General features: G+C 43.0%; 18 protein-coding genes and 1 pseudogene. 6 read left to right on the top strand and 13 right to left on the bottom strand.

The features are described 5' to 3' along the window. Positions 1 to 131 precede the first annotated feature (131 nt). Positions 132 to 788 (top strand): DUF4919 domain-containing protein, encoded by a 657-nt coding sequence (locus BWI44_RS14510; protein WP_195209730.1) that lies wholly within the window; start codon positions 132 to 134, stop codon positions 786 to 788. Positions 789 to 877: 89 nt separating this feature from the next. Here the strand turns inward: BWI44_RS14510 and BWI44_RS14505 are convergent. Together BWI44_RS14505 and BWI44_RS14500 are read right to left on the bottom strand one after the other, a co-directional pair. Continuing rightward, a pseudogene (locus BWI44_RS14505) lies at positions 878 to 1,339 on the bottom strand (glycoside hydrolase family 97 C-terminal domain-containing protein); the annotation flags it as partial. A gap of 284 nt (positions 1,340 to 1,623) precedes the next feature. Next, positions 1,624 to 2,115, bottom strand: coding sequence for a prolyl-tRNA synthetase associated domain-containing protein (locus BWI44_RS14500; protein ID WP_278706680.1), 492 nt, complete (start codon positions 2,113 to 2,115; stop codon positions 1,624 to 1,626). Positions 2,116 to 2,491: 376 nt separating this feature from the next. Here BWI44_RS14500 and BWI44_RS14495 point away from each other — a divergent pair, with 376 nt between their 5' ends. From BWI44_RS14495 to BWI44_RS14480, 4 genes are all read left to right on the top strand, one after another. Continuing rightward, the gene (locus BWI44_RS14495; RefSeq protein ID WP_502688838.1) at positions 2,492 to 4,543 is read left to right on the top strand and encodes an RHS repeat domain-containing protein; all 2,052 of its coding nucleotides are present in this window, start codon (positions 2,492 to 2,494) and stop codon (positions 4,541 to 4,543) included. 473 nt (positions 4,544 to 5,016) lie between these two features. After that, positions 5,017 to 5,703: a hypothetical protein gene (locus tag BWI44_RS14490; protein WP_138292085.1), complete on the top strand. Its 687-nt coding sequence runs from the start codon at positions 5,017 to 5,019 to the stop codon at positions 5,701 to 5,703. A 364-nt stretch (positions 5,704 to 6,067) separates the two neighbouring features. Next, positions 6,068 to 6,541: an alanyl-tRNA editing protein gene (locus tag BWI44_RS14485; protein WP_286814742.1), complete on the top strand. Its 474-nt coding sequence runs from the start codon at positions 6,068 to 6,070 to the stop codon at positions 6,539 to 6,541. A 239-nt stretch (positions 6,542 to 6,780) separates the two neighbouring features. Then, complete coding sequence (locus BWI44_RS14480; RefSeq protein WP_007214301.1) at positions 6,781 to 7,209, top strand: Hsp20/alpha crystallin family protein; 429 nt, start codon at positions 6,781 to 6,783, stop codon at positions 7,207 to 7,209. A 91-nt stretch (positions 7,210 to 7,300) separates the two neighbouring features. Here BWI44_RS14480 and BWI44_RS14475 read toward each other — a convergent pair whose 3' ends face one another. From BWI44_RS14475 to BWI44_RS14450, 6 genes are all read right to left on the bottom strand, one after another. Beyond that, entirely contained in the window at positions 7,301 to 8,443 is a 1,143-nt protein-coding gene (locus tag BWI44_RS14475) for an acyltransferase family protein (RefSeq protein ID WP_138292090.1), read from the bottom strand. Positions 8,444 to 8,510: 67 nt separating this feature from the next. Then, positions 8,511 to 9,629: an ABC transporter permease gene (locus tag BWI44_RS14470; RefSeq protein ID WP_278706671.1), complete on the bottom strand. Its 1,119-nt coding sequence runs from the start codon at positions 9,627 to 9,629 to the stop codon at positions 8,511 to 8,513. A 12-nt stretch (positions 9,630 to 9,641) separates the two neighbouring features. Next, a complete protein-coding gene (locus BWI44_RS14465) occupies positions 9,642 to 10,745 on the bottom strand; it encodes an ABC transporter permease (RefSeq protein ID WP_286814738.1) in 1,104 nt (367 codons plus the stop codon). Positions 10,746 to 10,773: 28 nt separating this feature from the next. Continuing rightward, a complete protein-coding gene (locus BWI44_RS14460; RefSeq protein WP_286814736.1) occupies positions 10,774 to 12,234 on the bottom strand; it encodes an ATP-binding cassette domain-containing protein in 1,461 nt (486 codons plus the stop codon). Positions 12,235 to 12,264: 30 nt separating this feature from the next. Continuing rightward, positions 12,265 to 13,167, bottom strand: a complete 903-nt coding sequence (locus tag BWI44_RS14455; protein WP_286814734.1) for an HlyD family secretion protein — start codon at positions 13,165 to 13,167, stop codon at positions 12,265 to 12,267. A 22-nt stretch (positions 13,168 to 13,189) separates the two neighbouring features. Continuing rightward, entirely contained in the window at positions 13,190 to 14,452 is a 1,263-nt protein-coding gene (locus tag BWI44_RS14450; protein ID WP_118216874.1) for a TolC family protein, read from the bottom strand. Between the two features lie 178 nt (positions 14,453 to 14,630). On the opposite strand from BWI44_RS14450, the gene BWI44_RS14445 reads away from it, so the two are divergent. Further along, entirely contained in the window at positions 14,631 to 15,524 is an 894-nt protein-coding gene (locus BWI44_RS14445; RefSeq protein ID WP_115503405.1) for a helix-turn-helix domain-containing protein, read from the top strand. A 178-nt stretch (positions 15,525 to 15,702) separates the two neighbouring features. Here BWI44_RS14445 and BWI44_RS14440 read toward each other — a convergent pair whose 3' ends face one another. The 5 genes from BWI44_RS14440 to BWI44_RS14420 all read right to left on the bottom strand — a co-directional run bounded on the left by BWI44_RS14440 (position 15,703) and on the right by BWI44_RS14420 (position 22,851). Continuing rightward, positions 15,703 to 18,822 carry an ATP-binding protein gene (locus BWI44_RS14440; RefSeq protein ID WP_286814731.1) on the bottom strand — a complete coding sequence of 1,040 codons (3,120 nt, stop codon included), beginning with the start codon at positions 18,820 to 18,822 and terminating at the stop codon, positions 15,703 to 15,705. 157 nt (positions 18,823 to 18,979) lie between these two features. Continuing rightward, entirely contained in the window at positions 18,980 to 20,305 is a 1,326-nt protein-coding gene (fucP, locus tag BWI44_RS14435) for an L-fucose:H+ symporter permease (RefSeq protein ID WP_118476796.1), read from the bottom strand. Between the two features lie 23 nt (positions 20,306 to 20,328). Further along, positions 20,329 to 20,718 (bottom strand): L-rhamnose mutarotase, encoded by a 390-nt coding sequence (locus BWI44_RS14430; RefSeq protein WP_044532565.1) that lies wholly within the window; start codon positions 20,716 to 20,718, stop codon positions 20,329 to 20,331. A gap of 106 nt (positions 20,719 to 20,824) precedes the next feature. Continuing rightward, positions 20,825 to 22,213, bottom strand: coding sequence for a rhamnulokinase (locus tag BWI44_RS14425; RefSeq protein ID WP_286814746.1), 1,389 nt, complete (start codon positions 22,211 to 22,213; stop codon positions 20,825 to 20,827). Continuing rightward, positions 22,213 to 22,851 (bottom strand): class II aldolase/adducin family protein, encoded by a 639-nt coding sequence (locus BWI44_RS14420; protein WP_029328767.1) that lies wholly within the window; start codon positions 22,849 to 22,851, stop codon positions 22,213 to 22,215. The genes BWI44_RS14425 and BWI44_RS14420 overlap by 1 nt, the downstream gene beginning before the upstream one ends. Positions 22,852 to 22,865: the final 14 nt, after the last annotated feature.

Genomic DNA, 22,865 nt, shown 5'->3' with positions numbered 1-22,865 from the left:
TTTTTCATAGTATTAGATTTAAGGTTAACAAAGGTTGGAGTACAGCGGTACTCCTTTTTTTATGTCCATACGTTTGGAATATCCTCGCAAAAGGCTTTTCTTTGTGGTAATGCTTTAAAATAAATAATGCCATGAAAAGAACACTGTTACTCATCAATCTTCTTCTACTCTCTGTATGTGTATTCCCGCAAGAGAATATCGAAGTAAACTATGCTACTATTAAAAAGTATGTGGAAAACCAGTCGGATGATTACCAACAACTGATTGAACGCTTTGAAGCTAATGACAGCTTATTATCCTTAAACGATTACGCGCTAATCTACTACGGTCATTCTTTCACCCCAAAATACAAAGGGAGTATGGAGCTTTGGAAAGAGCTTGAGACGCTAATGGAAGAAAAGAAATGGGAAGAAGCCTATACCCTATTAAAAGAATGCCGAAAAAAGAATTCTGTATCTCTTAAATTACTCATTTATGCCGTGAATCTGGCGAGTGAGCTGCAAAGAGAAGAAGAAGTTCAGGCTTATATAGATAAATACATAAAACTTTCCTCTGCCATCATCTCCAGTGGAGATGGCACAAGCGAAGATACAGCATTTAAAGTCATCAGCGTCAATGATGAATATCAGATATTAAACAATGTCTTCAAAGTAGAAGGCCTGAAGCAACAATCATTGGTGAACAAGTGCGACCTGATGGAATTTGAAAGCAGTCCATACTATGAGGGCACTCAAATCTACTTCGATATCAGCCGCTCACTGGACTATATGAAAGATTTATTCAAATAAAAATATCCCCTTCCTCCACTCCTAATTACCGTATTTGGTGATCGGAGAACTGAAGAAGGGGATTTTTATCTATCAGATATTCCGGTTTATCAGATATTACCGGACAGTTTTTTCAATCCTTTCAATTCCGCCTTATCTTTCACCTCCATAATGCTGATGACATAACCACCACCCGGAGCCGCTTTCAATTTCAGCACAGTCTTAGGAGAAACAATCCCTTTACGAATTACATAAGCCTGCGGATTCGTTTTATAATCAGCATCCTTTGCGTCCGCATAAACAGTAGCTATATACTGTTTATCAGCATCCAGAAAATCCAGTTTCAGAGTAGAAGCATGTCCCTGTTCACTGCTGGTACAACCAATAAACCAATTATTCGTACCTTTCGCCTTGCGGGCAGCCGTGATATAGCGTCCCGGTTCTGCTTCCAGATATCGGCTGTCATCCCAGTCCAGAGCCACATCCTTAATGAACTGGAAAGCATCCATAAAGCGTTCATAGTTCTCTGGCAGATCGGCTGCCATTTGCAAAGGGCTGTACATCGTGACGTAATAAGATCTTTAAAGGTAAAGCATTACTTGTCAAATAACATTCATCAATCCCCAGTGTTAGTAAACCGTCCTTCCGGCAGGGCTACACCCTTTCTCCCAGATAGCTACACCCTTTGGAGGTAATGACTACACCATCCGCAAGAAAGGGTGTAACCCCGCAAAAGTTGTGCCACAGCTATCTCCTGAGCGGATATAGATCGTTTTTACTATATTCCGTCCCGACATTATCATGTAGCATTTTCATACTTCCGAAAATTCTTTTAACCCCGCTTATTTACATTCATTTATAGTTCCGTATTTATTTCTTCAAAATCAACATGATTAATCGCTGGAAGTAAAACTTCTAATATATCTTTTGTCCTTATTTTCAGGCTACAAGTATTTTCACATAGATGACAGCCTATATAATCTGCCTGGATAACGTCTTTATCAATTAATAATTTAACTTTATTCTCTCTGTCATAAATAAGTCCGAGAATACTTACAGCTCCGGGTGTTGTAAAAAGGAGTGTTTTCATATCTCCATCAGAAGCAAAAGAAAGGTGCGAACTTCCTACTTGCTTTGCAATACTTTTGGCTGATAGTTTTTTATTTCCCGAAAGTAGAAGCAAAAAGTACTCTTTCTGTTTGTTGACCAAAAACAGGTTCTTACAGGGTGAAACACCCAGTTTCTGTGCTATTGTCATACCTTCTTCCATAGTCATAATGGGAGGATGTTCTAAACGGGTATAGTCGATATCTAACCAGTCAAGCGTATTGTAGATTTCTTGTTTCATTGGTAGCTTTTCATTTTTCGGTCTCTTGCTCTTTTTGCTTATATGCACATTCGGTATTTGAGAATATTGCAAATATAGAGAAAGTGTAATTCACCGCAAATAGTGAACTGTACTTTTCTGCACATCATTGAGTTTACTGTTTACAGTTTAAAGCCTTTACTTTTCTTCGAATTACTAACAGCTTACTTTACATGGTAGTGACAAATGGTGTCAATGATTCAGTGATTTGCACCATTATGAATAATATTTCATTCTTTATAATGTTTGCCATACTTCCATCTGAATATTTTTTGTACCTTAGTAGCATAAAAAAACTGATTCTATTCGTATATCGAATGAAATTTATACAACTTTCACCTATGATACGTATGGGAGATTGGTTAGTATAGCCGATCCGTCAGCGGGAACAATTACTTATGGATATGACAGTTATGGTAACAGGAGCACGGAAACGGATGCAAGAGGGAAAACTGTTAGTTCAACGTTTGATAAGTTTGGCAAGGTTTTAAAACGGGTTACTCCGGAAACCACATTTACTTATACATATAATTCAGACCAATTGTTGTCTTCTATCTCAGGAACGAACAGTACTTCTTTTACTTATACATATGATGGTTACGGCAATATACTAACGGAAAAAGAAGTAGGGATAGATAGTAAGTGGTTACAGAAAAATTATTCATATATCAATGGAAGAATAACGGGAACAACTTATGTGTCTCAAACAGAAACAATAGCTTCGGAAAATTACACTTATACCAATAACCATCTTAAAACTGTCAAAATAGGAAATGTTCCTATTTGGGATTTACAGGCAATAGATGTTTTCGGCCATCCTACTAAAATTGTAACCGGAAATATAACGCGGAACTATACTTATGATGGGTATGGTTTCCCTACTGGGAGAACGGCCTCGTCAACAGCAAGTGGCACTTTCTTAAATAGTACTTTTGATTTTGAATCGGTTAATGGAAATTTGAATTCTCGCAAAGATGTAACAAGAAACCTCACTGAGAATTTTACATATGACGGTTTGAATCGTTTGACAGGTTATAAAAATGCAACAATTTCTTATAATAGTTTGGGTAATATCATATCAAAAAGTGATGCTGGTACGTTAGGATATGACAAATATAAAGTACAAACTATCACACCGATTAGCGGACTGTCCAATACGCTGTCTAAGCAACAGGATATTACTTATACATCTTTCATGCGCCCCAATTCGATTACAGAAAATGACTATCAAGCTACATTTTCGTATAATGCGGACAACCAGCGTGTAAAGATGCAGATTAAAAAGGGCGGAAATAATTATCTGACACGCTACTATCTTGGGAATGTTTATGAAATTGATAATAAAGTTGGAGAAACCAAAGAAAAGTTGTACTTTGGTGGCAATTATTATGATGCTTATGCGGTCTACGTCAAACAGAATGGTGTCTGGCAACTGAATTACATTTGTCGGGACTATCTGGGAAGCATTACTCACGTCACAAATAGCACAGGCGCTTTACTGGCTGAATATAGTTATGATGCATGGGGAAGGTTGCGTAATCCGGTAAATCAATCGGTTTATGCGCCAGAAACGGAACCCGAACTTATGTTAGGACGTGGATATACCGGTCATGAACATTTGGCGGTCTTTGGTTTAGTTAATATGAATGCCCGGTTATATGATCCGATTCTTGGGCGTTTTCTTTCTCCATATCCATACGTACTATTTTTAATGAAAGAACAAAAAAAGAAAATACAGTTATTATTGGAAGAACATTTTTCCCAATATGGGTTCAAGAAAAAGAAGCTCAATAATTATATACGCATTAAAGATGGTAATGTAATACAAGATATTGGCTTTACTACGACAACTCATGGTGAGAGACATGTAATCTATCTGAATCCTGTTTTAGGAGTTATTTACAAGAATATGAATGAGATAATGGTACAACTTAGAGAAGGTACTAATAGTTGTCTTGAAATGTATACCCCCATGATTTCACTTCCCATCGGCTATCTTATGCCTGATAACGATTTCAAAGAATGGAAATTCACCATAGATAAAGATGTTAATGAAGATATTGATAACATGGCAAGAGCTATTATAAACTATGGTTTACCCTATCTTGAAGAATTGTCAAATATGGACCAAGTGATTCACGGGCTTGTAGCTTCACAGTATTCGTATATCGGAGAAGCAAAAGATTATATTTTACCTGTATTGTACTATTTGCATGGGAACAGTGAACAAGCATTGAAAACAGTAGAGGAGTCCATAAAAAAACGCTCTAAAGATATAAATATAGATGAATACAGGGTAATGCAAGCAATATATGGTGAGGATGCTATACAAATTCCATCTAATAAAGCTTTAGATTCTTATATGCCATTTGTTGAGAAGTTCAAGCAACTTTTGAAACAAAAAAAGTAATCTTAGAGCCTGTTTAAATTTTGTTCGAAAGGGGCTATCTCAAAAGTAGGATAGCCCCCTTTTCCACCTGAACATGTAGAAGGTCTGACACATATTTGGTTACGAAAAACAAATAAGAAAGAAAAATATCAAGGAGTTTATACGGTTGGTAGTGGTGTTCGCCTCATTACCCTATATCCTTTTCCGAAAAGCAATCAACTTATTCTTGGGAAAGAAAGGCCTACCCATAAATTACTGACATGGTATAAGGGCTATGCTTCCGAACCTCAAAAAGAAAAAGATAATTGGTATATTGAATTTACAGAAGAAAGCGCAAGAAGGTATTATCTGGAACGTTTGCTATTGCACGAGATTGGACATTATGTTAACGAGACATTGGTTCGTAATAAGGCAGCCAGATATAAATCAGAGAATAGTGCTGATAACTATGCTTTTAATATGAAGATCGATATATAAAAAGGAGTAATCAAAATATGGAGCAAAATCTTCAAACCGACGATAAAGACAGGCAGGAATATCTATTTACTGATATAGTGAAACTTGACGCCACCCTCAATGAAATACTACAGAAAGTGCCATCTACAGCAGAGATATTGATTTATAAGCAACAAAATTTCAACATCAATACTCAATGGAAAGATTGGGCTTTAGAGATGTTAATGGCCGGATATGAGACGGAAAATCTTTTTATATTAGCTGGTGAAGACATCCATTGCAATCCTTTTGAATTTACAGAATTAACAGATAAGATTTTCGAGGAACTGCATCTTAATGAAATCGACGCAAATTCTATCATTACATTATATAGCTTATTCATAGTAAAATCAGTAATACAATCTCCTGATAAGAATAAAGTGTCTGCTGCTTTGAATAAACTTGAACAAGAATGTATAAATAATGAGTACAACACCTTCTTATACAATTTTTATTTGTTATCTAATGCCATAGACGAGTTGAAAGCATTAGGGGAGCAATGGTATTGGAATGATGCATCTTTAACAAAAGAGAATTGGTATGAATATACTCTCAGGTTCTTCAAACTGTGGATAGAAAATCCTGATCCTAAATATAAAATTCTACGAGAGAATAATTGCAATGCATCTCTCCCCAAAAAGAAAAATATATTCAGCAGACTTATTTCATATATAAGACGAAAATAAGAGATATAAAAAAATAACCGGATACTTAGAATTGTGAGAGATATTATATAACTCTGATTTTAAACCCCGCGAATTCGTGGGGTTTAGAAAAGAAGTAGAGCCAACTACTACAAACAAGAAAGACCCACCCATGCATACAGGTTAATTAAATACAGCCTGCACAAATTACAATATAAATCTTTTCAATATCAGAATATAACCCTACCTTTACGCAAAAATATCATTATGGCAAGATTAATGATATTAATCATTAAACGTAAATAATGAAGATTAGATATGCCTTACAAGCATCTTAAAAAGCCGAATATTTTTTTATCTTCGATTAATTAAGAAATAGAAATACAATAAAAAGTTACTAAATAATATGGAACAACAAATTCAACTCAACGACCACAACAAACAAGAATACCCACCTATGCATACTTGCGAGCATATAGTTAACCGTACCATGATGAATCTTTTCGGTTGTGGACGGTCAGTATCCGCACATATAGAGAGAAAGAAAAGTAAGCTGGACTATGCTTTGGAAACTGCTCCTACCGAAGAAGATGTAAAACGACTGGAAGAAGCTGTAAATGATGTGATTGCGCAAGGATTGGATGTTACCACAGAATTCATCACGCAGAAAGAAGCACAAGGACGCTTTGACTTGAAACGTCTGCCGGAGGATGCTTCGGAAACCGTACGCATAGTGAAAGTTGGCGATTATGACGAATGTCTTTGTCTGGGAACGCACGTAAAGAACACCTCTGAAGTAGGAACTTTCAAAGTCATCAGCCACGACTGGAATGAAGAAGCCAAACGATGGAGAATGCGTTTCAAATTAGTAGCGTTATAAAGCAATTTTATATAATAGACGTACAAAAAGGCATAAAACAAGTAATTCTGTCAGAATAATAGTGACATTTTGTTAATTAGCAAAACTAAAATCAATTGGCACACGTTTTGCGATTATGTTTGTGAACGACGGTTCAGGAGCTGCATGGGAGTGATTAAGAAACGATTCCCGAAAGCAGTTCAAGACCGAAAGTTCAGAACTAACCGAATGTTTAACTTAAAGGATAGGAGACTAAAATTATGATGCCTGTTAGAAGAACTCAAAATTGGTTACCAAGTATCTTCAATGATTTCTTTGATAACGAATGGATGGAAAAAGCCAATGCAACCGCTCCGGCTATCAACGTACTGGAAACGGAAAAGGAGTACAAAGTAGAATTGGCTGCTCCGGGAATGACCAAAGATGACTTCAATGTTCATATCGACGAAGACAACAATCTGGTTATCAGCATGGAAAAGAAGACTGAGAACAAGGAGGAAAAGAAAGACGGTCGCTATCTGCGTCGTGAATTCTCATACTCTAAGTTCCAACAGACCATGATATTGCCGGACAATGTGGACAAGGAAAAGATTGCAGCACAAGTAGAAAATGGCGTGCTGAACATCAATCTGCCGAAATTCTCAGCCGAAGAAAAACAGAAGAATAAGAAATCCATTGAAGTGAAATAAGGTTTCCGGTGAACCCAACAGATGAATTAATCAAGACGGGCAACTTCTCGCAAAAGAAGTTGCCCGTTTCTTTTTATATCTCCGGATGTATTTATTTTGCTTTACGCACTCCTTTCAGGAAACGATTGGTCAGCCATTTGCGTACCGGTTCGTCATAGAGTTTCAGGCAAGCATAAGCAAGGACGAAAGCTCCGACAAAGGTCAGTATCATATAAGGAAGGCCTTCGGTAATGGTCGCATTATTGTTGCATGCCCAGGCTGTATATGTATATATCAGCGGATAATGAGTGATATAAACGGGATATGAGATATCGCCCAGAAACTTACAGATACCTACAGAGCGTTTTCCCGTAACTTTGCCACCGGCTCCCATCGAAACAATGACCGGGAAGATAAAGATAATGCAAAGTGCCTCATAGAGTCCATTCATCCAGAAACCATCTTCACCGCCAATACGGGGAACAGAAAGAACTATCACAATCATCAGGCTACACCACCAGAATGCGCGTTTCTTCACCCGTATGAGCCAGCCCAAGCGTGAAAGCAACAAACCTGCAAAGAACGGATAGAGCAAACGGACAAAGCCCACATACTGCTGTTCCCAATTCAATGCCCATCCGCCCACGATATCACCATTGGGCGCAGTAAGGCAGAGATGCAAAGTTGCACAGGCTGCCAGAAAAACAAGAATAGACAAAGCAACCTTGTTGAACTTACGGACAAACAGTGCGTACAGGATATTGCCGATATATTCATAATAAAGCGACCATGCCGGCCCATTCAACGGGTGCATTTCCGTCCACCCACGAATGTCCCACTTCAAAGGAAGGGGAAGTAATGTACAGCCATAGAGCATGATTATCAAAACTGTTCCGACCGATATATTATCCATATTCGGAAAACAGGGAGATTTCTGGAAGAAAAAGAAAAGCGCACCGATAATGCTACCTATAATTACCATAGGATGCAGACGGATGACACGGCGTTTGAAGAAAGTACCGATACTCATCCGGTTCCAGCGGTCATCATAGGCATAACCGATTACAAAGCCCGAAAGCATAAAGAAGAAGTCAACAGCAAGATAACCGTGATTAATGATTTGCGTGAGATGGTTGCCACCTGCATGTGCTTCGAAAAGATGGAATATTACGACCATAACAGCCGCCACTCCACGCAATCCATCCAGGATTTCATAATGCGGCTTAGAGGCGAGATAAGTTGTCTGCGTGTTCATTAGGATATCAGATATAATTAATTTGGATGCAAAAGTAGGATAAAATGTGGAATTACTGAAAGGTACATCAATTATTCTTTCTGTAACTCCTCACCGCCCACAAATTGAAGAACACCGCAAAGGCCGTCAATGCTCCCAACTGTGGAAGTAGCTCCACAATGCCGCCACCCCGCAGGTAAATGGTACGCATCACCTCTACAAAGTATTTCAGCGGATTGAGCGCAGCAATCAGTTGTGCCCACTCCGGCATACTGTGTACGGGAGTGAACAAGCCGCTCATCAGCATCAGTATCAGCATAAAGAACCACATGACGAACATGGCCTGCTGCAACGTAGCGGAATGATTGGAAATCACCAGACCGAATCCGGAGACCACGAACAGGAAGACCACTGCAAAAAGGTATATCGTCACAAAATGCCCCACAGGAAGAATGCCATAGAGCAACCATGCCAGAAAGAAACATATCGTAAGCACAATGAAACCTATCAGCCAATAAGGTATCAGCTTGGCAAGAATAAACGTCAGTTTGGAAACAGGCGTTACATTGATCTGCTCGATAGTGCCCACTTCTTTCTCACCTACTACATTGAGCGCCGGAAGAAAGCCGCAAATCATTGTCAACAACATCACCATCAATGCCGGAACCATAAAGAGCTTGTAGTTCAGGTTCGGGTTATACAGATTCTGCGTTGAAATGCCAATCCGGGGCAATCCTATCCCGGCAGACATTGCCTTTGTCGGCGATTCCGATTGTAGTTCACGGGTATAGTCATTAATGATGGAAGACAGGTACGAGCCGCCCAATCCTCCTTTTGTACCGTTCACCGCATTGACGGCAACCAGCAGGCGGGGGCTTTTACCCGTCACCCAGTTCTTTTCAAAATCACGGGGAATCTCCAGGATAATATCTGCCGAACCGATTTCGATGGAGCGCAATCCTCCATTGTAGGTATTAGGAAGAGCCGTTGTACGGAAATAGGTGGATGCACCGATCTTATCCACAAGGCGGCGCGAAAGTACGCTGTGGTCATTATCTACAATATTCAGGTTAATGTTCTTTATCTCCAGATTTGCCGCCCAGGGCATCAGTATCATAATCATGCAAGGGAAGATAAGAATCATCTTCGGCAGGAACGAGTTACGGAGCAACTGCTTGAATTCTTTTTCTATCAGAAACTTTATCATACGACCACTCTCCTATTCTAATCGGTTCTTAAACTTCTTGAAACTAATCGTAATCAACGCAACCGCCATTATAGCAAGAATACTGACTTCCATCAATACCAGTGAAATGTCCACTCCTTCGATCATCAGCTTCCGCACAGCCTGAATGTACCAGCGGGCAGGAAGCACGGCCGAAATGCCTTGAAGCAGCAAGGGCATGCTCTCTATGGGGAATATCATACCGGAGAGCAGCATAGTAGGCATCATCAGTATCAATCCCGATGCAAGCATAGCAGCAACCTGCGTCCGCGTCACCGAGGATATCAGCAAGCCCAGAGCCAGGGAAACGAAGATAAAGAGCAGTGATACCACAATCAACCAGAACAAGCTACCCGCCACGGGAACATCGAGTACATAGACCGAGAGCAGCAAAATCGTTGTCAGGTTGACAAACGAAAGCACAAAGTAAGGAACTGCCTTGGCAAGAATAATGAATAGCGGCTTCACCGGAGAAACCAACAATATCTCCATCGTCCCCGTCTCCTTCTCCCGGACAATGGATATGGAAGTCATCATGGCACAAATCAACATCAGGATCAGTCCCATCACACCCGGCACAAAGTTGTAGGCGCTCTTCATCTGCGGATTATAAAGCAGCTTCACTTCGGGAACAATAGTGGAAACCTGCATTCCCTCCGGAAGCATTTCGCGTCCGGCAGAGGATATGATATTGGCGGCATAACCGGTCTGTGTGGTTGCCGTATTGGGGTCGGTAGCATCGGCCACCAACTGTACACAAGCATCTCCAGTATAAACGTGATTCGCAAATTGCTCGCTGAAGATGACTGCCAGGTCAATGTCTCCCCGTCTGAAAGACTTCTCAACCTCGTCCGGAGTATTCAGATTTGTGGTGACGGAGAAATATTCACTCGCATCCAGACGGTCGATAATGCGCCGGGTGACAACATCGTTCGACGGGTCGAGAATGGCAACACGGACATTCTTCACTTCCGTGGTTATGGCAAAGCCGAAAAGGATAATCTGCACCACAGGCATACCCAGCAATATCAGCATGGTTCGCCTGTCGCGGAAGATATGGAAGAATTCCTTTTGGACAAAAGCTATAAATTGTTTCATTGTTCTTACTAATTATGTTATGAATCGGCTAATCCGCCGTACGCACCGCCTCCCGTGCCAACTGCTGGAAAACATCATCCATCGTAGCAACCTTAAATTGCCGTTTCAGTTCATCGGACGTATCGAGAGCACGGATCACGCCATCCACCATGATAGAGATACGGTCGCAATACTCGGCCTCATCCATGAAGTGGGTGGTGACAAAGACAGTGATTCCCCGGTCGGCAGCCTGATAAATAAGCTCCCAGAACTGGCGACGGGTAGCAGGATCTACCCCACCCGTCGGCTCATCCAGAAAGACGATCTTCGGCTCGTGAAAGATGGAAACGGAGAAAGCAAGTTTCTGTTTCCAGCCCAGCGGCAGACTTTTTACCAGCGTATCACGCTCGGCACTCAGCCCGATACGTTCCAGAAGTTCATCGGTCTTGCGAGCTATTTCATCTTCTGCCATGCCGTAAATCCCGGCAAACAGCCGGATATTCTCCCACACTTTCAGGTCTTCGTAAAGAGAAAACTTCTGGCTCATATAGCCGATATTCTTTTTCACATCCTCCGTCCGTGTGGCAACATCGAAACCGGCTACGCGGACCGTGCCTCCTGTGGGATGGCTCAATCCGGTAAGCATGCGCATGGCAGTAGTCTTTCCGGCACCGTTGGCACCTAGGAAGCCGAATATCTCGCCGCGATGGACTTTGAAAGAGATATGATCCACTGCCGTGAAATTGCCGAAACGTTTGGTGAGCTTATCCACTTCGATGACATACTCATCTTTCTGTTCCACCTTGCCGTGTTCCAGCCCCGGCGGACAGAGAATGCTTGCGAACTGGTTCAGAATACGTTCCGGAGTATCTATCCCATGTATCTGTCCCTCATTGATAAAGGCAATGCGATCACATTGGCGTGCCTCATCAATAATAGGCGTAGAGGCTATGATGGTGATGCCCTGTTCCTTCAACCGGCAAAGCATCCCCCAAAACTCCTTGCGGGAAACAGGGTCTACACCTGTTGTCGGCTCGTCGAGGAAAAGCACATCCGGTTTATGGATAAGCGCACAACTCAACGCCAGTTTCTGCTTCATACCTCCGGACAAAGCTCCGGCACGGCGTTTGCGGAAAGGCTCTATTTGCTGGTAGATATCCTTCACCAATTCATAATTCTCCTCAATGGTGGTATGGAAAACAGTAGCAAAGAAGTTCAGGTTTTCTTCTACCGTCAAGTCCTGATAGAGGGAGAAACGTCCCGGCATATAGCCTACGCGACGACGAATTTCTTTATAATCCTTCGCTATATCCAGACCACACACCGAAGCATTTCCACTATCGGGAAGCAACAAGGTGGTGAGGATACGGAAAAGAGAAGTCTTCCCCGCTCCGTCAGGTCCGATAATACCGAACAACTCTCCGGAAGGAACCGTCAAGGAAACACCCTTCAACGCCTCCACCGCCCCATATTTCTTGGTAACGTTATCTACAACAACCGCATGTTCCATAAACTCATCACTTTATCACCTATCACTTTATCACTTATTAAACTCCACTCCCCCGTACATGCCTATCTTCAACAGCCCGTCATTGTGCACGGCAATCTTCACGGCATACACTAGGTTGGCACGTTCATTCTTAGTCAGGATAGTCTTCGGGGTAAATTCCGAGGTATCCGAAATCCAGGTCACTACGCCCGGATACTGCTTGTATTCATCGGTACCATAATCGGAGAAGACGGTTACTTTCTGTCCCAGCTTTACCTGCGACAGTTGTTCGGAGGTGATGTAAGCACGAAGATACATCTGTTCCGTATCGGCCACCTTGAAAAGCGGAGTGCCCATAGCTGTCAGTTCTCCCGCTTCGGCATACTTTGCCAGTACAGTGCCGGTTATCGGAGAGGTGATGTGGCACTTCTTCAACTGGTCTTCCACCTGTGCTACCTGAATACCGACGGATGAACTTTGCCACGTCAGGCTCTGGTGACTGTTGGACAAGGTAGAGTTCTGCGCAACAAGTTGCTTACGGAGCACTTCAAGCTGGTCTTCCGCATCATCCAGTTGTTTCTGGTTTGCTGCACCTACCTTTAGCAAGTTTGCCATACGGTTCCGTTCGCGTTGGGCGGCAGATATTTGTTCTTTGGTGGCTGCTACCTGTTTCAGGATATCAGGGCGCTGTTCTTCGACGGATTTAATGCTCGCCTCCAGTTGCAGCTTCTTCAGGTAGAGCTGTACGGTATCTACTACGCCGACTTCTTCACCGGCCTTCAGTAACATTCCTTCTTCGATATCGAAATAAAGCAGGTGGCCCGATGCTTCGGCAGATACAAGCACTTCCGTAGTCTCAAACGTTCCTGTTGCATCATATTTCGGGACACCGTTTCCACAAGCGGAAAAGAGGGCCAATAGGGAACAAAGTCCCAGTAAATTCCTTGATTTCATAATGATCTATATTTTTATGCCTTTAATTATTCAATGTATATTTCAGATTCCAGATGTTCATCAGTAACTGCACCTCGTGCAAAGCCTTGGTTTGACGTGCCAGATTCTCAGCTGTGATTTCACGAAGCATATCGGTTACGGTCAGCGTACCGTTCTCTACTTTAGCCTCGGCAGCCTTACGTATATTGACACGCAAACGGATAATCTCATCATCATCCACCATCTGCCGGCGCATGGACTGGATGGCCGAGCTTTGTTGGGTAGATTGCAGGTTGGTATTGAACAGGAACACATCGCGGCTGGTCTCCAACTTACGGCGATTGTTATCTATCAGCCTCCGATCATTGCGCAACGTGTAGAGGCTACCGAAGTTCCATGACATACGGACTCCCGCTACATAGTATGCGGAGAAATCATCTTTCAGCATATTCAATCCCGGATTTCCGTAAGCTCCCTGCACGAACAGCCCGAAGCGGGGACGGAAGCGCGTCTTCAATGAAGACTCCTGTACGTTCAATTGCCCGCCTTGGGCATCGAACCAGCGAAGTTCCGGACGGTTGTTCACCAATGAAGTAGATTCAAAAGTATCGGTAGGCTTCTCCAATGTAGTTCCGGAAGCGATTTCCTTTCCTATAAAGATAGAGAGCATGCTCAGATAGGCCTGTCGCGAAGATTCCAGTTCAATGCGTTTCTGCTTCGTGTTCAATATCTCCACGCTTACGGCATCCAGATCGCTCTGATTGGCAATGCCGTTTGCCATATAGTTGGATACTAGCTGATGAGTGCGTCCCAAATCTTCCTGCAAAAGCTGGTTCTGCTTCAACTGTTCGTCCAACAACAGGATACCGAAGTATAGCTGATTCACACGATCATTCTGCGCATACATATCCACTTCCTGCTTCCCGCGGTCTATTTCCGAAGTAGCCTGGGTCAGTTGCTTCTTGGAACGGATATCTCCACCGTCCCAGATATTCTGCGACACTTCCAGCATCACCTGATACTGATCTTTGGGCATACTTTTTATATCAATTCCCGGAACGTCCACAGGCAGCTTTGTGACATCACTTTGGTAGGTTGCTTTTCCTGAAATGGTGAATTGTGGCAGATAGCCTTTTCCAGCATTCTCCAAGTTATACTCCCGCGCTTTCTCTATCAAACCGTATTGCCGCACCAGCGGATAATTGGTCTGTGCCGAGTGTTGGCATTCCTCCAGCGTGAGCTGCGCATGTGCCAGCATTGCCGCAAGAACAAAGGAAAAGGAGAGAATAGTTCGTTTCATTTCCATATACATTTCTTGTTTATTTCTTTATAGGACGCAAAGATAGAGTTTAAAAGTATATGGATACATTCTATTTGTGTGCAATGATGTTCTATTTGTTCGATTACCAGTATAAAAAGACAAGAAAACCCTGCATTTTCTTACCTTTGCCACAGATATAGATAAGTTAAAGAAGAAAAAGAATATGGAAAAGAGTAAGCCCATGGAGCTTGGACTTGGCGAGCTGCTGAGTAATCAAAACATTGTAAACAATAATAGTTTCCGTTTTATCAACCGTGATCTTGGCATTGTCGTCAGTTTTGCCCAAATGGATAGCATCCTCTTTAGTACAGGGAAGCCTTACCGCACCAGAGAAAGCAGAATCATCCGAATACTGAAAGGTGAAGCACGGATCTCCATCAATCTGATAGAATATAAGGTAAAGGAACCAATGATTATTATCAGTCCTTGCAACTCACTAATAGAAATTATAGAAATCAGTGAGGATTATGACTTTCAGGTCATTGTTCCTGATAATAACTTTCTGCCTATCTCACAGGGAGGTGCACTGACGGATTCGTACACAAAGCATGGCATTTTCATCTCGCCCACAGAGGAAGAATTGCCGCAAATCGATGCTTTCTTTTCAATGTTATGGGATACTGTGCACAAAGTCCCCTTCCGCCGGGAAGTGGTGCAACACTTGATTATAGCGTTACTCTATAATATAAGGTATATCCATGCAAAATGCGAAGAGTCTGCCCCGCTGCATCTCTCACGCCAGGAAGAGGTGTTCCGTCGCTTCATCGGGTTGGTTAATGAACACAGTAAACGTGAACGTACCATCAGCTTCTATGCAGATAAACTGTGCCTGACTCCTCATTATCTGAGTACGGTTATTCGTGAAGTAAGCGGGCAGACAGTAATGCAGTGGATTAACCAAGCCATTATTCTTGAAGCAAAAGTGCTGCTGAAACACAGTGATTTGTTGGTATTCCAAATCTCGGATGAATTGGGATTCCCAAATCCGTCATTCTTCAGTAAATTCTTTAAACGGATGACGGGAATGACACCGGCGGAATATCAAAAGAATACATAATACAGCGAATGGAAGAACAGAGTCTGCAACCCAAGCCTTTAAAACGCCACACCTGAGCAGAACAAACGCCACACTTCACGCTCGTCCAAGTGTGGCATCGGCACCGCTCAGGTGTGGCATCGCGGGCGTTGAACCGCAGCATTGAAAAACATTCAACTGGAAATGAAAAACTTTCATCTTATAACAAGATGATACGTTTCTGCATAATATCCATCAGTTGTGCCTTCAGCAACCTAGCATTGATAGGCTTGGGCATATATCCGTCGAATCCGCTTTCCATTACCTTCTGTTCATCCGAAGCATAGGCAAAGGCTGTAACGGCAATGATAGGAATCTTTGCAGAATATTTGCGGATCTCCCGGGTAGCTTCGTACCCGTCCATTACAGGCATATTGATATCCATCAATACAATCTGAGGATTATGTTCCCGGAACATTTCTACAGCCTCCATACCGTCCCAAGCATGAATCAAATGATAGTCGTACTTCAGGATGGATTCAAAAAGCTTATAATTGCTTGCATTATCTTCTGCAACCAGTATGGTCAGTTTGTTTCTTTCTATCGAAACGGGTTGAATATCTTTGGGCATCTGTTTCTTGTCTTCCTTCACAGCCGGTTTGTAGGGAAGCGTAAACCAGAAAGTAGAGCCTTTACCCTCTTCCGATTCCACACCGATTCTGCCACCCATACGTTCTATCAGTGTTTGGCAGATAGAAAGCCCCAATCCGGTTCCCTGGGCAAAAGAGTTCAGCTTGACGAAACGCCCGAAAATGTTTTGTTGCTTATCCTTCGGAATTCCACATCCGGTATCGGCTACATAGAAATACAACTCATTCTCCCGCATTTCATAGCCAAAACGAATGCTGCCTTTTTCGGTAAACTTAATGGCATTTGTCACAAGGTTAATCATCAATTGGGACAAACGGTTCTTTTCCGTATAAACCATACATGGCCCGGCAGGTTCCACAAACTCCAGCTTCACCGCATCCGTCTTCACTCTCAACAAGAAACCACGCTCCAGTTCCCTCATCAACTCATTCAGTTCAATATTAGAGTAATTCAACTCCAACGTTCCCGCCTCAATCTTCGACAAATCAAGAATATCACTGATGAGTTGCAGCAACAAGGTATTATTGTTCTCGATGATGCTGACATATTCCTGCTTTTCCTGTTCTTCTTCGGTAGACGCCAATATCCCCGAGAAACCGACAATAGCATTCAACGGGGTACGGATTTCATGGCTCATATTGGCCAAGAAGGCCGACTTTAAGCGATTGGATTCTTCGGCAAGCTCTTTTGCTGTCGTAAGTTCTTGTTCCATTTTCTTCCGGTTGGTGATGACAAGAGACGAGCCTATCAAGGTTAATGGCTTTCCATCCTCATCACGGGCTTCTACGGCGGCCTGTGCCTCCACCCACTCCACCTTGTGCAGATTGTTTTTCTGCACATTGACGATACGGTATTCTTCTTTCACTTTTTCCGCCCGTCCTTCTATCAAGTCCCGGTAGGCCTGTTTCACCCGTTCACGGTCTTCCTTGAAGATTTTTGAGAAATACTGAGAATCGGGCACAGATAGTTGTGAATCTTCCACCTCCTGTTCGTCAGTACTCAGTTCAATCGGTCTATTGATATCACACAGGATTGTTTTGCTCTTCAGATCCCACTTCCAGGGTACGATATTGGCAACTTCAAGAGCCATGGCCAGTTTACTATTGGTAGCACTCAGCTTTTGCTGTGCTTTGTGCAGTTCTGTGCTGTTCAGGCAGAAGATATCAATCATATTTCCCTGATGAGTTCCTTTCAATACCACATCGTAAAAAGTATCGATGGCTTTAAAGTAGTAAGGGAATGTAATGGCTCTTTTCTCGGTCAACGCCATCTTTGTGAAGTGCAGGAATTCGGGCATGGATTCCGGGAATATCTCACTCCCTTTTCTGCCTATGACTTCTTCCTTACGATAGAAATGTTTCTCAAATTCTGAATTTACATTCCGGTAAATTAATTCAATGGGATTGCCGTTCTTATCGGTCACCAGTTCTTCCTGCATATAAAGTAAAGGCATATTGTTCACCAGCATTTTGTAGGTAGCCATTGCATCTATCTCGTTCTGTTGTGCTTTCTTTAATGCATTCAGATTGTGAATACGATATAGGAAGAACAGTGTAATAAGCAAAATAGAGAAGAGAGTTCCCAAGATGAAATACCGGTAATGCTCCCAAAATGTAAGCGGTTTATTCAGAAAACGGGTATTGGCAGGACATGCGGAAAGAGAAATCCCGTTACGCGCCCGTATTTCATAATTAATAATGGGTGCCCCATCTGTGGGAATATAGCAAGGAATCTGACGTGCCTGTTTGTCTTTCAATACATCCGAAATGGTCTGAATCAATGCCGCATCATACTGATCCTGATTGTAAGTATATCCACCCAACATACCTTCTTTTCCACTGGTTATATTTACCATACTAAGAGAAAAGATAGGGACGGAGGTAGCAGCTATAAGCTTGTGAGAATTAGTGGCTAACATGCTGTTACCGGCAAATGTGTATTTGTAGAACCATGAAGCGAACAGAACTCCCGTCGTTTTAGTGTCTACGAAATACAGGGAGTCCAACAACTGATTGGTTGTCATATTTTCAGCAGACCAAAATCGATACTTGATTTCCGGATATTTCGTATTCAGTTCTTGCTGGATAAGCGCAGAGTTGTCTTGATTGACTTTGCGCCCGTCACCTATAAATATAAACTCTTTCATTCCGGGAATCATCTGTTTCATCAGGCGAATGTTTTCCGGGATATACAAATCAGCGTACAGATAAACTAAATTGTAGGGGTCAACCAAATAAGAGAGAGGAGTTCGTTCTTCTGGTATGGAAGGCCGCCTGTGGATATAAGCTTCATAAGAATCCAAATAATCTTCCTGTGTACAAAGTACAATGGGAATATTTCCCCAAGCTTTTCTATATTCATCCCGCAACAACAATGACGAATTTCCCAGCAATAACAGCATACGCGGAGAAAGATCTTTGTATTTATCGAATATATTGCGTTTGGATTCTTCCAGAATAGAATCATTTTCAACCAGAAGCATATTCAGATGCTCTACGTAGAGAGTAATTTCAGGGTCTTTTTGAACGAATTCCGTAACGTTGGAAATGAGCCGACTACTCCAAGGGGATGATTCCGTATATGAGTTTATACAAAGGATATAACTTTTACCATCTATCGTATCTTTTTGTGCAAAAGCCGAATTCATAGACAAGAGATAGAAAAACAGAAATAGGAAATATTTTTTCATCTGTACCAGAAGAATTTTATGTTATGCGAAATATTTGTTTGTTTCATTTTGCAATGCAAAAATAGCAAAAAAAGAAGAAATACAACTTATATAAATAGAAAAGAGAACCTTTTTTCTATAAAAGGTTCTCCATCATCAAATTCAGAAGTATCTATAATTACTTTCGCATTTTCTCCCTGCAATAGGACCGGTGTCCATAAATCACAATCACCACAAAACAGATGAACGGAAGGATGAATGACAGGTTCACAGCAGGCATGCCCATCAATGTACCGCAGTCTATAATGCTTGCCTGAACCGGCGGTAATATCGACCCTCCGAGAATTGCCATAATCAATCCGGCAGCACCGAACTTGGCATCATCGCCCAATCCCTGTAAAGCTATACCATAAATCGTGGGGAACATCAGAGACATACAGGCTGATACTCCCACCAGGCAATACATTCCCCAGATATTCTGGAAACCAATCACCCCGGCCGTAAACACACAAGCCACAATAGCCAGCACCTTCAGCAACAGCCCCGGACTGAGATACCGCAGGATAAACGTACAGATGAAACGGCTGGCACAGAAAATAATCATAGCCACAATGTTATACTGCTGTGAGAGCACTTCCGCGGCTTTCTCTTCCATCCCTTCCGACATGAAATAGCGCGTACCATATTGAATGATAAATGTCCAGCACATAATCTGCGCACCTACATAGAAGAACTGTGCGATCACTCCTTCCCGGTAATGGTGTATACCGAATATACGTTTCAATGTAGGCAGGAAATTGATGTTATGAGACTGATCGCCATTCTTCGGCATCTTCACCATACGGATCACGATCAGCATAGCCAAAATGACAAGCCCGATAATCAGATAAGGCGCAATCAGTACCATCAGATCCGAATCACGTACCGCAGCAAATTCTGTATCCGAAAGCTGGCTGCGTTCCACCGTATCCATCGGGTTCAGGCGATTCTGGATAAAGTTCATCGCCACGTACATACCTAATAACGAGCCCATCGGATTGAAAGACTGTGCGAGATTCAGGCGACGAGTGGATGTAGCTTCATCGCCCATAGAAAGGATATAGGGATTACAACTGGTTTCCAAGAACGAGAGTCCGCATGTCAGGATAAAGTAGGCTATAAGGAAGGGATAGTAATTACCCGTCAGCATGGCAGGATAGAACAGAAATGCACCAATAGCATACAATCCCAGTCCCAGCAGTACCCCGGCTTTATATGAAAAGCGACGGATAAAAATAGCTGCGGGGAATGCCATGGCAAAATATCCGCCATAGAAAGCCACCTGCACCAGTGCCCCGTCGGTAACACTCATACGGAAAATCTTGGAAAAGGCTTTCACCATCGGATTCGTGATATCGTTGGCAAAGCCCCACAAGGCAAAGCAACTGGTGATAAGAATGAACGGAATGAGGTAGCTTACTCCGTCTTTACTGATAATGCTGTTTTTCTTAGTGTTGTTCTTCATGGTAGTTATTTCTTTGGCTGGGATTAGTCATAAAGGTGGAAAATACGCTCCATCGGTTGCCATTTCTCGGCGGCTGTGGAACCGGGTTTCACAAGCTGGAAGATGGCCATATAGTCTTCCCACTCCTGTTGTCGGGGCAAGGAAGCGAGGCGCTTCATAGCTGCATCCCAGTCAAACCCTACAGGCACTTCGACTATCATAAACAGGCGGGTGTCCAAAAGATATATTTCCATTTCCAGAATACCGGCTTCACGGATGCCGGCAGGTATTTCGGGCCAGATAGCCCCTTGGCTGTGCCGGCGGCGATATTCGGCTATCAACTGCGGATCGTCACGAAGTTCCAGTGTCCGACAGATACGCTCCACCGGCTGATGATGCTCTTTGGCAGGATAACGTTTGATTGATGTGTCCATAGTAAATCAATATTGAAACGCAAATAAACACAGATTTTAGCAGACTAAAAAGTGATACGGTAATTATCTACGCAAAGCAGTATTTATCTGCGTTCCGGCTAAGTTATTAAATAAATTCTTTGATATCTTCACGGCTGTCGATCTCTCCTTTGGTAATGGCCTGCACCAGGATATTACCGATAGCGGTTGCCTCTACGGGTCCGGCATAGACGGGAATACCCAAAGCCTCAGCTGTCAGGCGGTTCAGCAGTGAATTACGGCATCCGCCACCGATGATATTGAGTTGTTCTATCGGGGCGGGAAGCAGACGGTTCAGTTGGTCTATCCCTTGCTTATAGCGCAGGGCGAGTGATTGGAGCACACAACGCACCACCTCACCGTAAGTTTCCGGTATAGGCATCCCGTGCGCTTCGCAATACTCCGCAATGGCTTCTTCCATATCCACAGGGTTCTGGAATATCTTATCATCTACGTCAATGACGGATGGAATATCCGCAGATTCGGCGGCAGAAAGCAAGACATCGTATTCACCGCATCGCTCTCCTCTTTCTTTCCATTGCGCTATAAGGCGTTGCAAGATCCAAAGCCCGGTGATATTCTGAAGAAAACGAATCTTACCGCCTACCCCGCCCTCATTGGTGAAGCCTGCCCGGCAAGCTTCTTCCGTAAGGATAGGTTCATCCAGTTCAACCCCCAGCAGAGACCACGTACCGGAGCTAAGGAAAGCACAACGAGATTTATCCACCTGTGTCGAAGGAATCGCATAAACAGCACTTGCCGTATCATGCGAACCGACAGCTATGACATCCACTTCATCCGTCAAGCCAATTTCTTCGGCAATCTCCCGTTTCAGTTTGCCACGTACCGTACCGGGCATCACAATGTCTCCGAAAAGATGTGCAGGTACTCCCAAACGCTGGATGAGCGGCTGATTCCAAGTCCGGCTACGCGCCTCAAGCAGTTCGGAGGTGGATGCAATACAATATTCATTATTTGCCACCCCTGTGAGGAAGTAACTGAAAAGATCGGGCATAAACAGAAGACGGTCGGCCACTTCCAATTGCGTATCACCGCTTTTCTTCATGCTATAAAGCTGGAAAAGTGTATTGATAGACATCACTTGTATACCGGCTTCCGAATAATGCCGAACAAGGTTGTCACCGAAAAATTCCTCCGGCAAACCATCCGTTCGGGGATCGCGATAACACACTGGATTTCCCAGCAAGTTACCGTTACGGTCTATCAATCCAAAGTCCACACCCCAGGTATCAATGCCAATGCTCCTGACAGGATATCCCTTGCGTATCGCTTGCCGGAGTCCATTCTTCATCTCATCAAACAGGGCAAGGAAATCCCAGTACACATGGTTTCCCATCCGCACCTGGCGGTTCGGAAAGCGGTACACCTCTTCCAGTTTCAACGTACCCTGGCAGATGGAACCGGCCATCACGCGACCGCTTCCACCTCCAAAATCTACTGCCAGATAGGTATTCATCATTTAGTCTTCTTTCCTAAAATGTATGTCTCAAGATCATCGATCTCTTCAGGAGTAAGTACTGTGTAGTCTCCTCCGGATTGGATAATGATACGGCATGCCATTTCAAAGAACATAGCGCGCTCAAAAGCCTGGTCGAAATCTTTACCACACACCACCTGTCCATGTTTCAGCAAGAGGACGGAATTATGATCTTTCAAAGCATCAATTACTCCCTGTGCCAATTCTTTCGATCCCGGACGATAATAAGGAACTACCGGAATCTCACTTCCCACATGACAGGGGATCTCTGCTGTTACGTTGAAGTTCGTAGGACGATTCTTCATACACGCCACAGCCGTGGCATAGTGTGACTGGAAATGCAGGACTACATTCACATCAGGGCGCTCACGAAGCACTCCCAGATGAAAACCGCTCTCCATAGAGGGTTTCACTCCATTCAATACTTCTCCTGTGGAAAGGCGACAGACAGCCACTTTTTCTTTAGGTAGAGAAGGTACCCATGAACCTGTTCCGGAAAGCAGCACTTCGTCACCAATGCGCCAGGAGATATTACCGCTACTGCATATTGTCAATCCGGCATCTCCTACCCGATGCGCCTGGGCTATGAATTGTTCTATGTGTTCGTTTGTTATCATGTCTATTTCTATTT

The sequence above is a fragment of the Bacteroides sp. Phil13 genome, from assembly GCF_001940965.1.
Taxonomy (GTDB): domain Bacteria; phylum Bacteroidota; class Bacteroidia; order Bacteroidales; family Bacteroidaceae; genus Bacteroides; species Bacteroides intestinalis.
This window is presented reverse-complemented; position numbering and strand designations above follow the sequence as displayed.

Bases quoted from the DNA above. Each gene is read 5' to 3' on its own strand.
- BWI44_RS14510 (WP_195209730.1), top strand. From the start codon at position 132: ATGAAAAGAACACTGTTACTCATCAATCTTCTTCTACTCTCTGTATGT.
- BWI44_RS14500 (WP_278706680.1), bottom strand. From the start codon at position 2,115: ATGAAACAAGAAATCTACAATACGCTTGACTGGTTAGATATCGACTAT.
- BWI44_RS14490 (WP_138292085.1), top strand. From the start codon at position 5,017: ATGGAGCAAAATCTTCAAACCGACGATAAAGACAGGCAGGAATATCTA.
- BWI44_RS14485 (WP_286814742.1), top strand. From the start codon at position 6,068: ATGGAACAACAAATTCAACTCAACGACCACAACAAACAAGAATACCCA.
- BWI44_RS14480 (WP_007214301.1), top strand. From the start codon at position 6,781: ATGATGCCTGTTAGAAGAACTCAAAATTGGTTACCAAGTATCTTCAAT.
- BWI44_RS14475 (WP_138292090.1), bottom strand. From the start codon at position 8,443: ATGAACACGCAGACAACTTATCTCGCCTCTAAGCCGCATTATGAAATC.
- BWI44_RS14470 (WP_278706671.1), bottom strand. From the start codon at position 9,629: ATGATAAAGTTTCTGATAGAAAAAGAATTCAAGCAGTTGCTCCGTAAC.
- BWI44_RS14465 (WP_286814738.1), bottom strand. From the start codon at position 10,745: ATGAAACAATTTATAGCTTTTGTCCAAAAGGAATTCTTCCATATCTTC.
- BWI44_RS14460 (WP_286814736.1), bottom strand. From the start codon at position 12,234: ATGGAACATGCGGTTGTTGTAGATAACGTTACCAAGAAATATGGGGCG.
- BWI44_RS14455 (WP_286814734.1), bottom strand. From the start codon at position 13,167: ATGAAATCAAGGAATTTACTGGGACTTTGTTCCCTATTGGCCCTCTTT.
- BWI44_RS14450 (WP_118216874.1), bottom strand. From the start codon at position 14,452: ATGGAAATGAAACGAACTATTCTCTCCTTTTCCTTTGTTCTTGCGGCA.
- BWI44_RS14445 (WP_115503405.1), top strand. From the start codon at position 14,631: ATGGAAAAGAGTAAGCCCATGGAGCTTGGACTTGGCGAGCTGCTGAGT.
- BWI44_RS14440 (WP_286814731.1), bottom strand. From the start codon at position 18,822: ATGAAAAAATATTTCCTATTTCTGTTTTTCTATCTCTTGTCTATGAAT.
- fucP (WP_118476796.1), bottom strand. From the start codon at position 20,305: ATGAAGAACAACACTAAGAAAAACAGCATTATCAGTAAAGACGGAGTA.
- BWI44_RS14430 (WP_044532565.1), bottom strand. From the start codon at position 20,718: ATGGACACATCAATCAAACGTTATCCTGCCAAAGAGCATCATCAGCCG.
- BWI44_RS14425 (WP_286814746.1), bottom strand. From the start codon at position 22,213: ATGAATACCTATCTGGCAGTAGATTTTGGAGGTGGAAGCGGTCGCGTG.
- BWI44_RS14420 (WP_029328767.1), bottom strand. From the start codon at position 22,851: ATGATAACAAACGAACACATAGAACAATTCATAGCCCAGGCGCATCGG.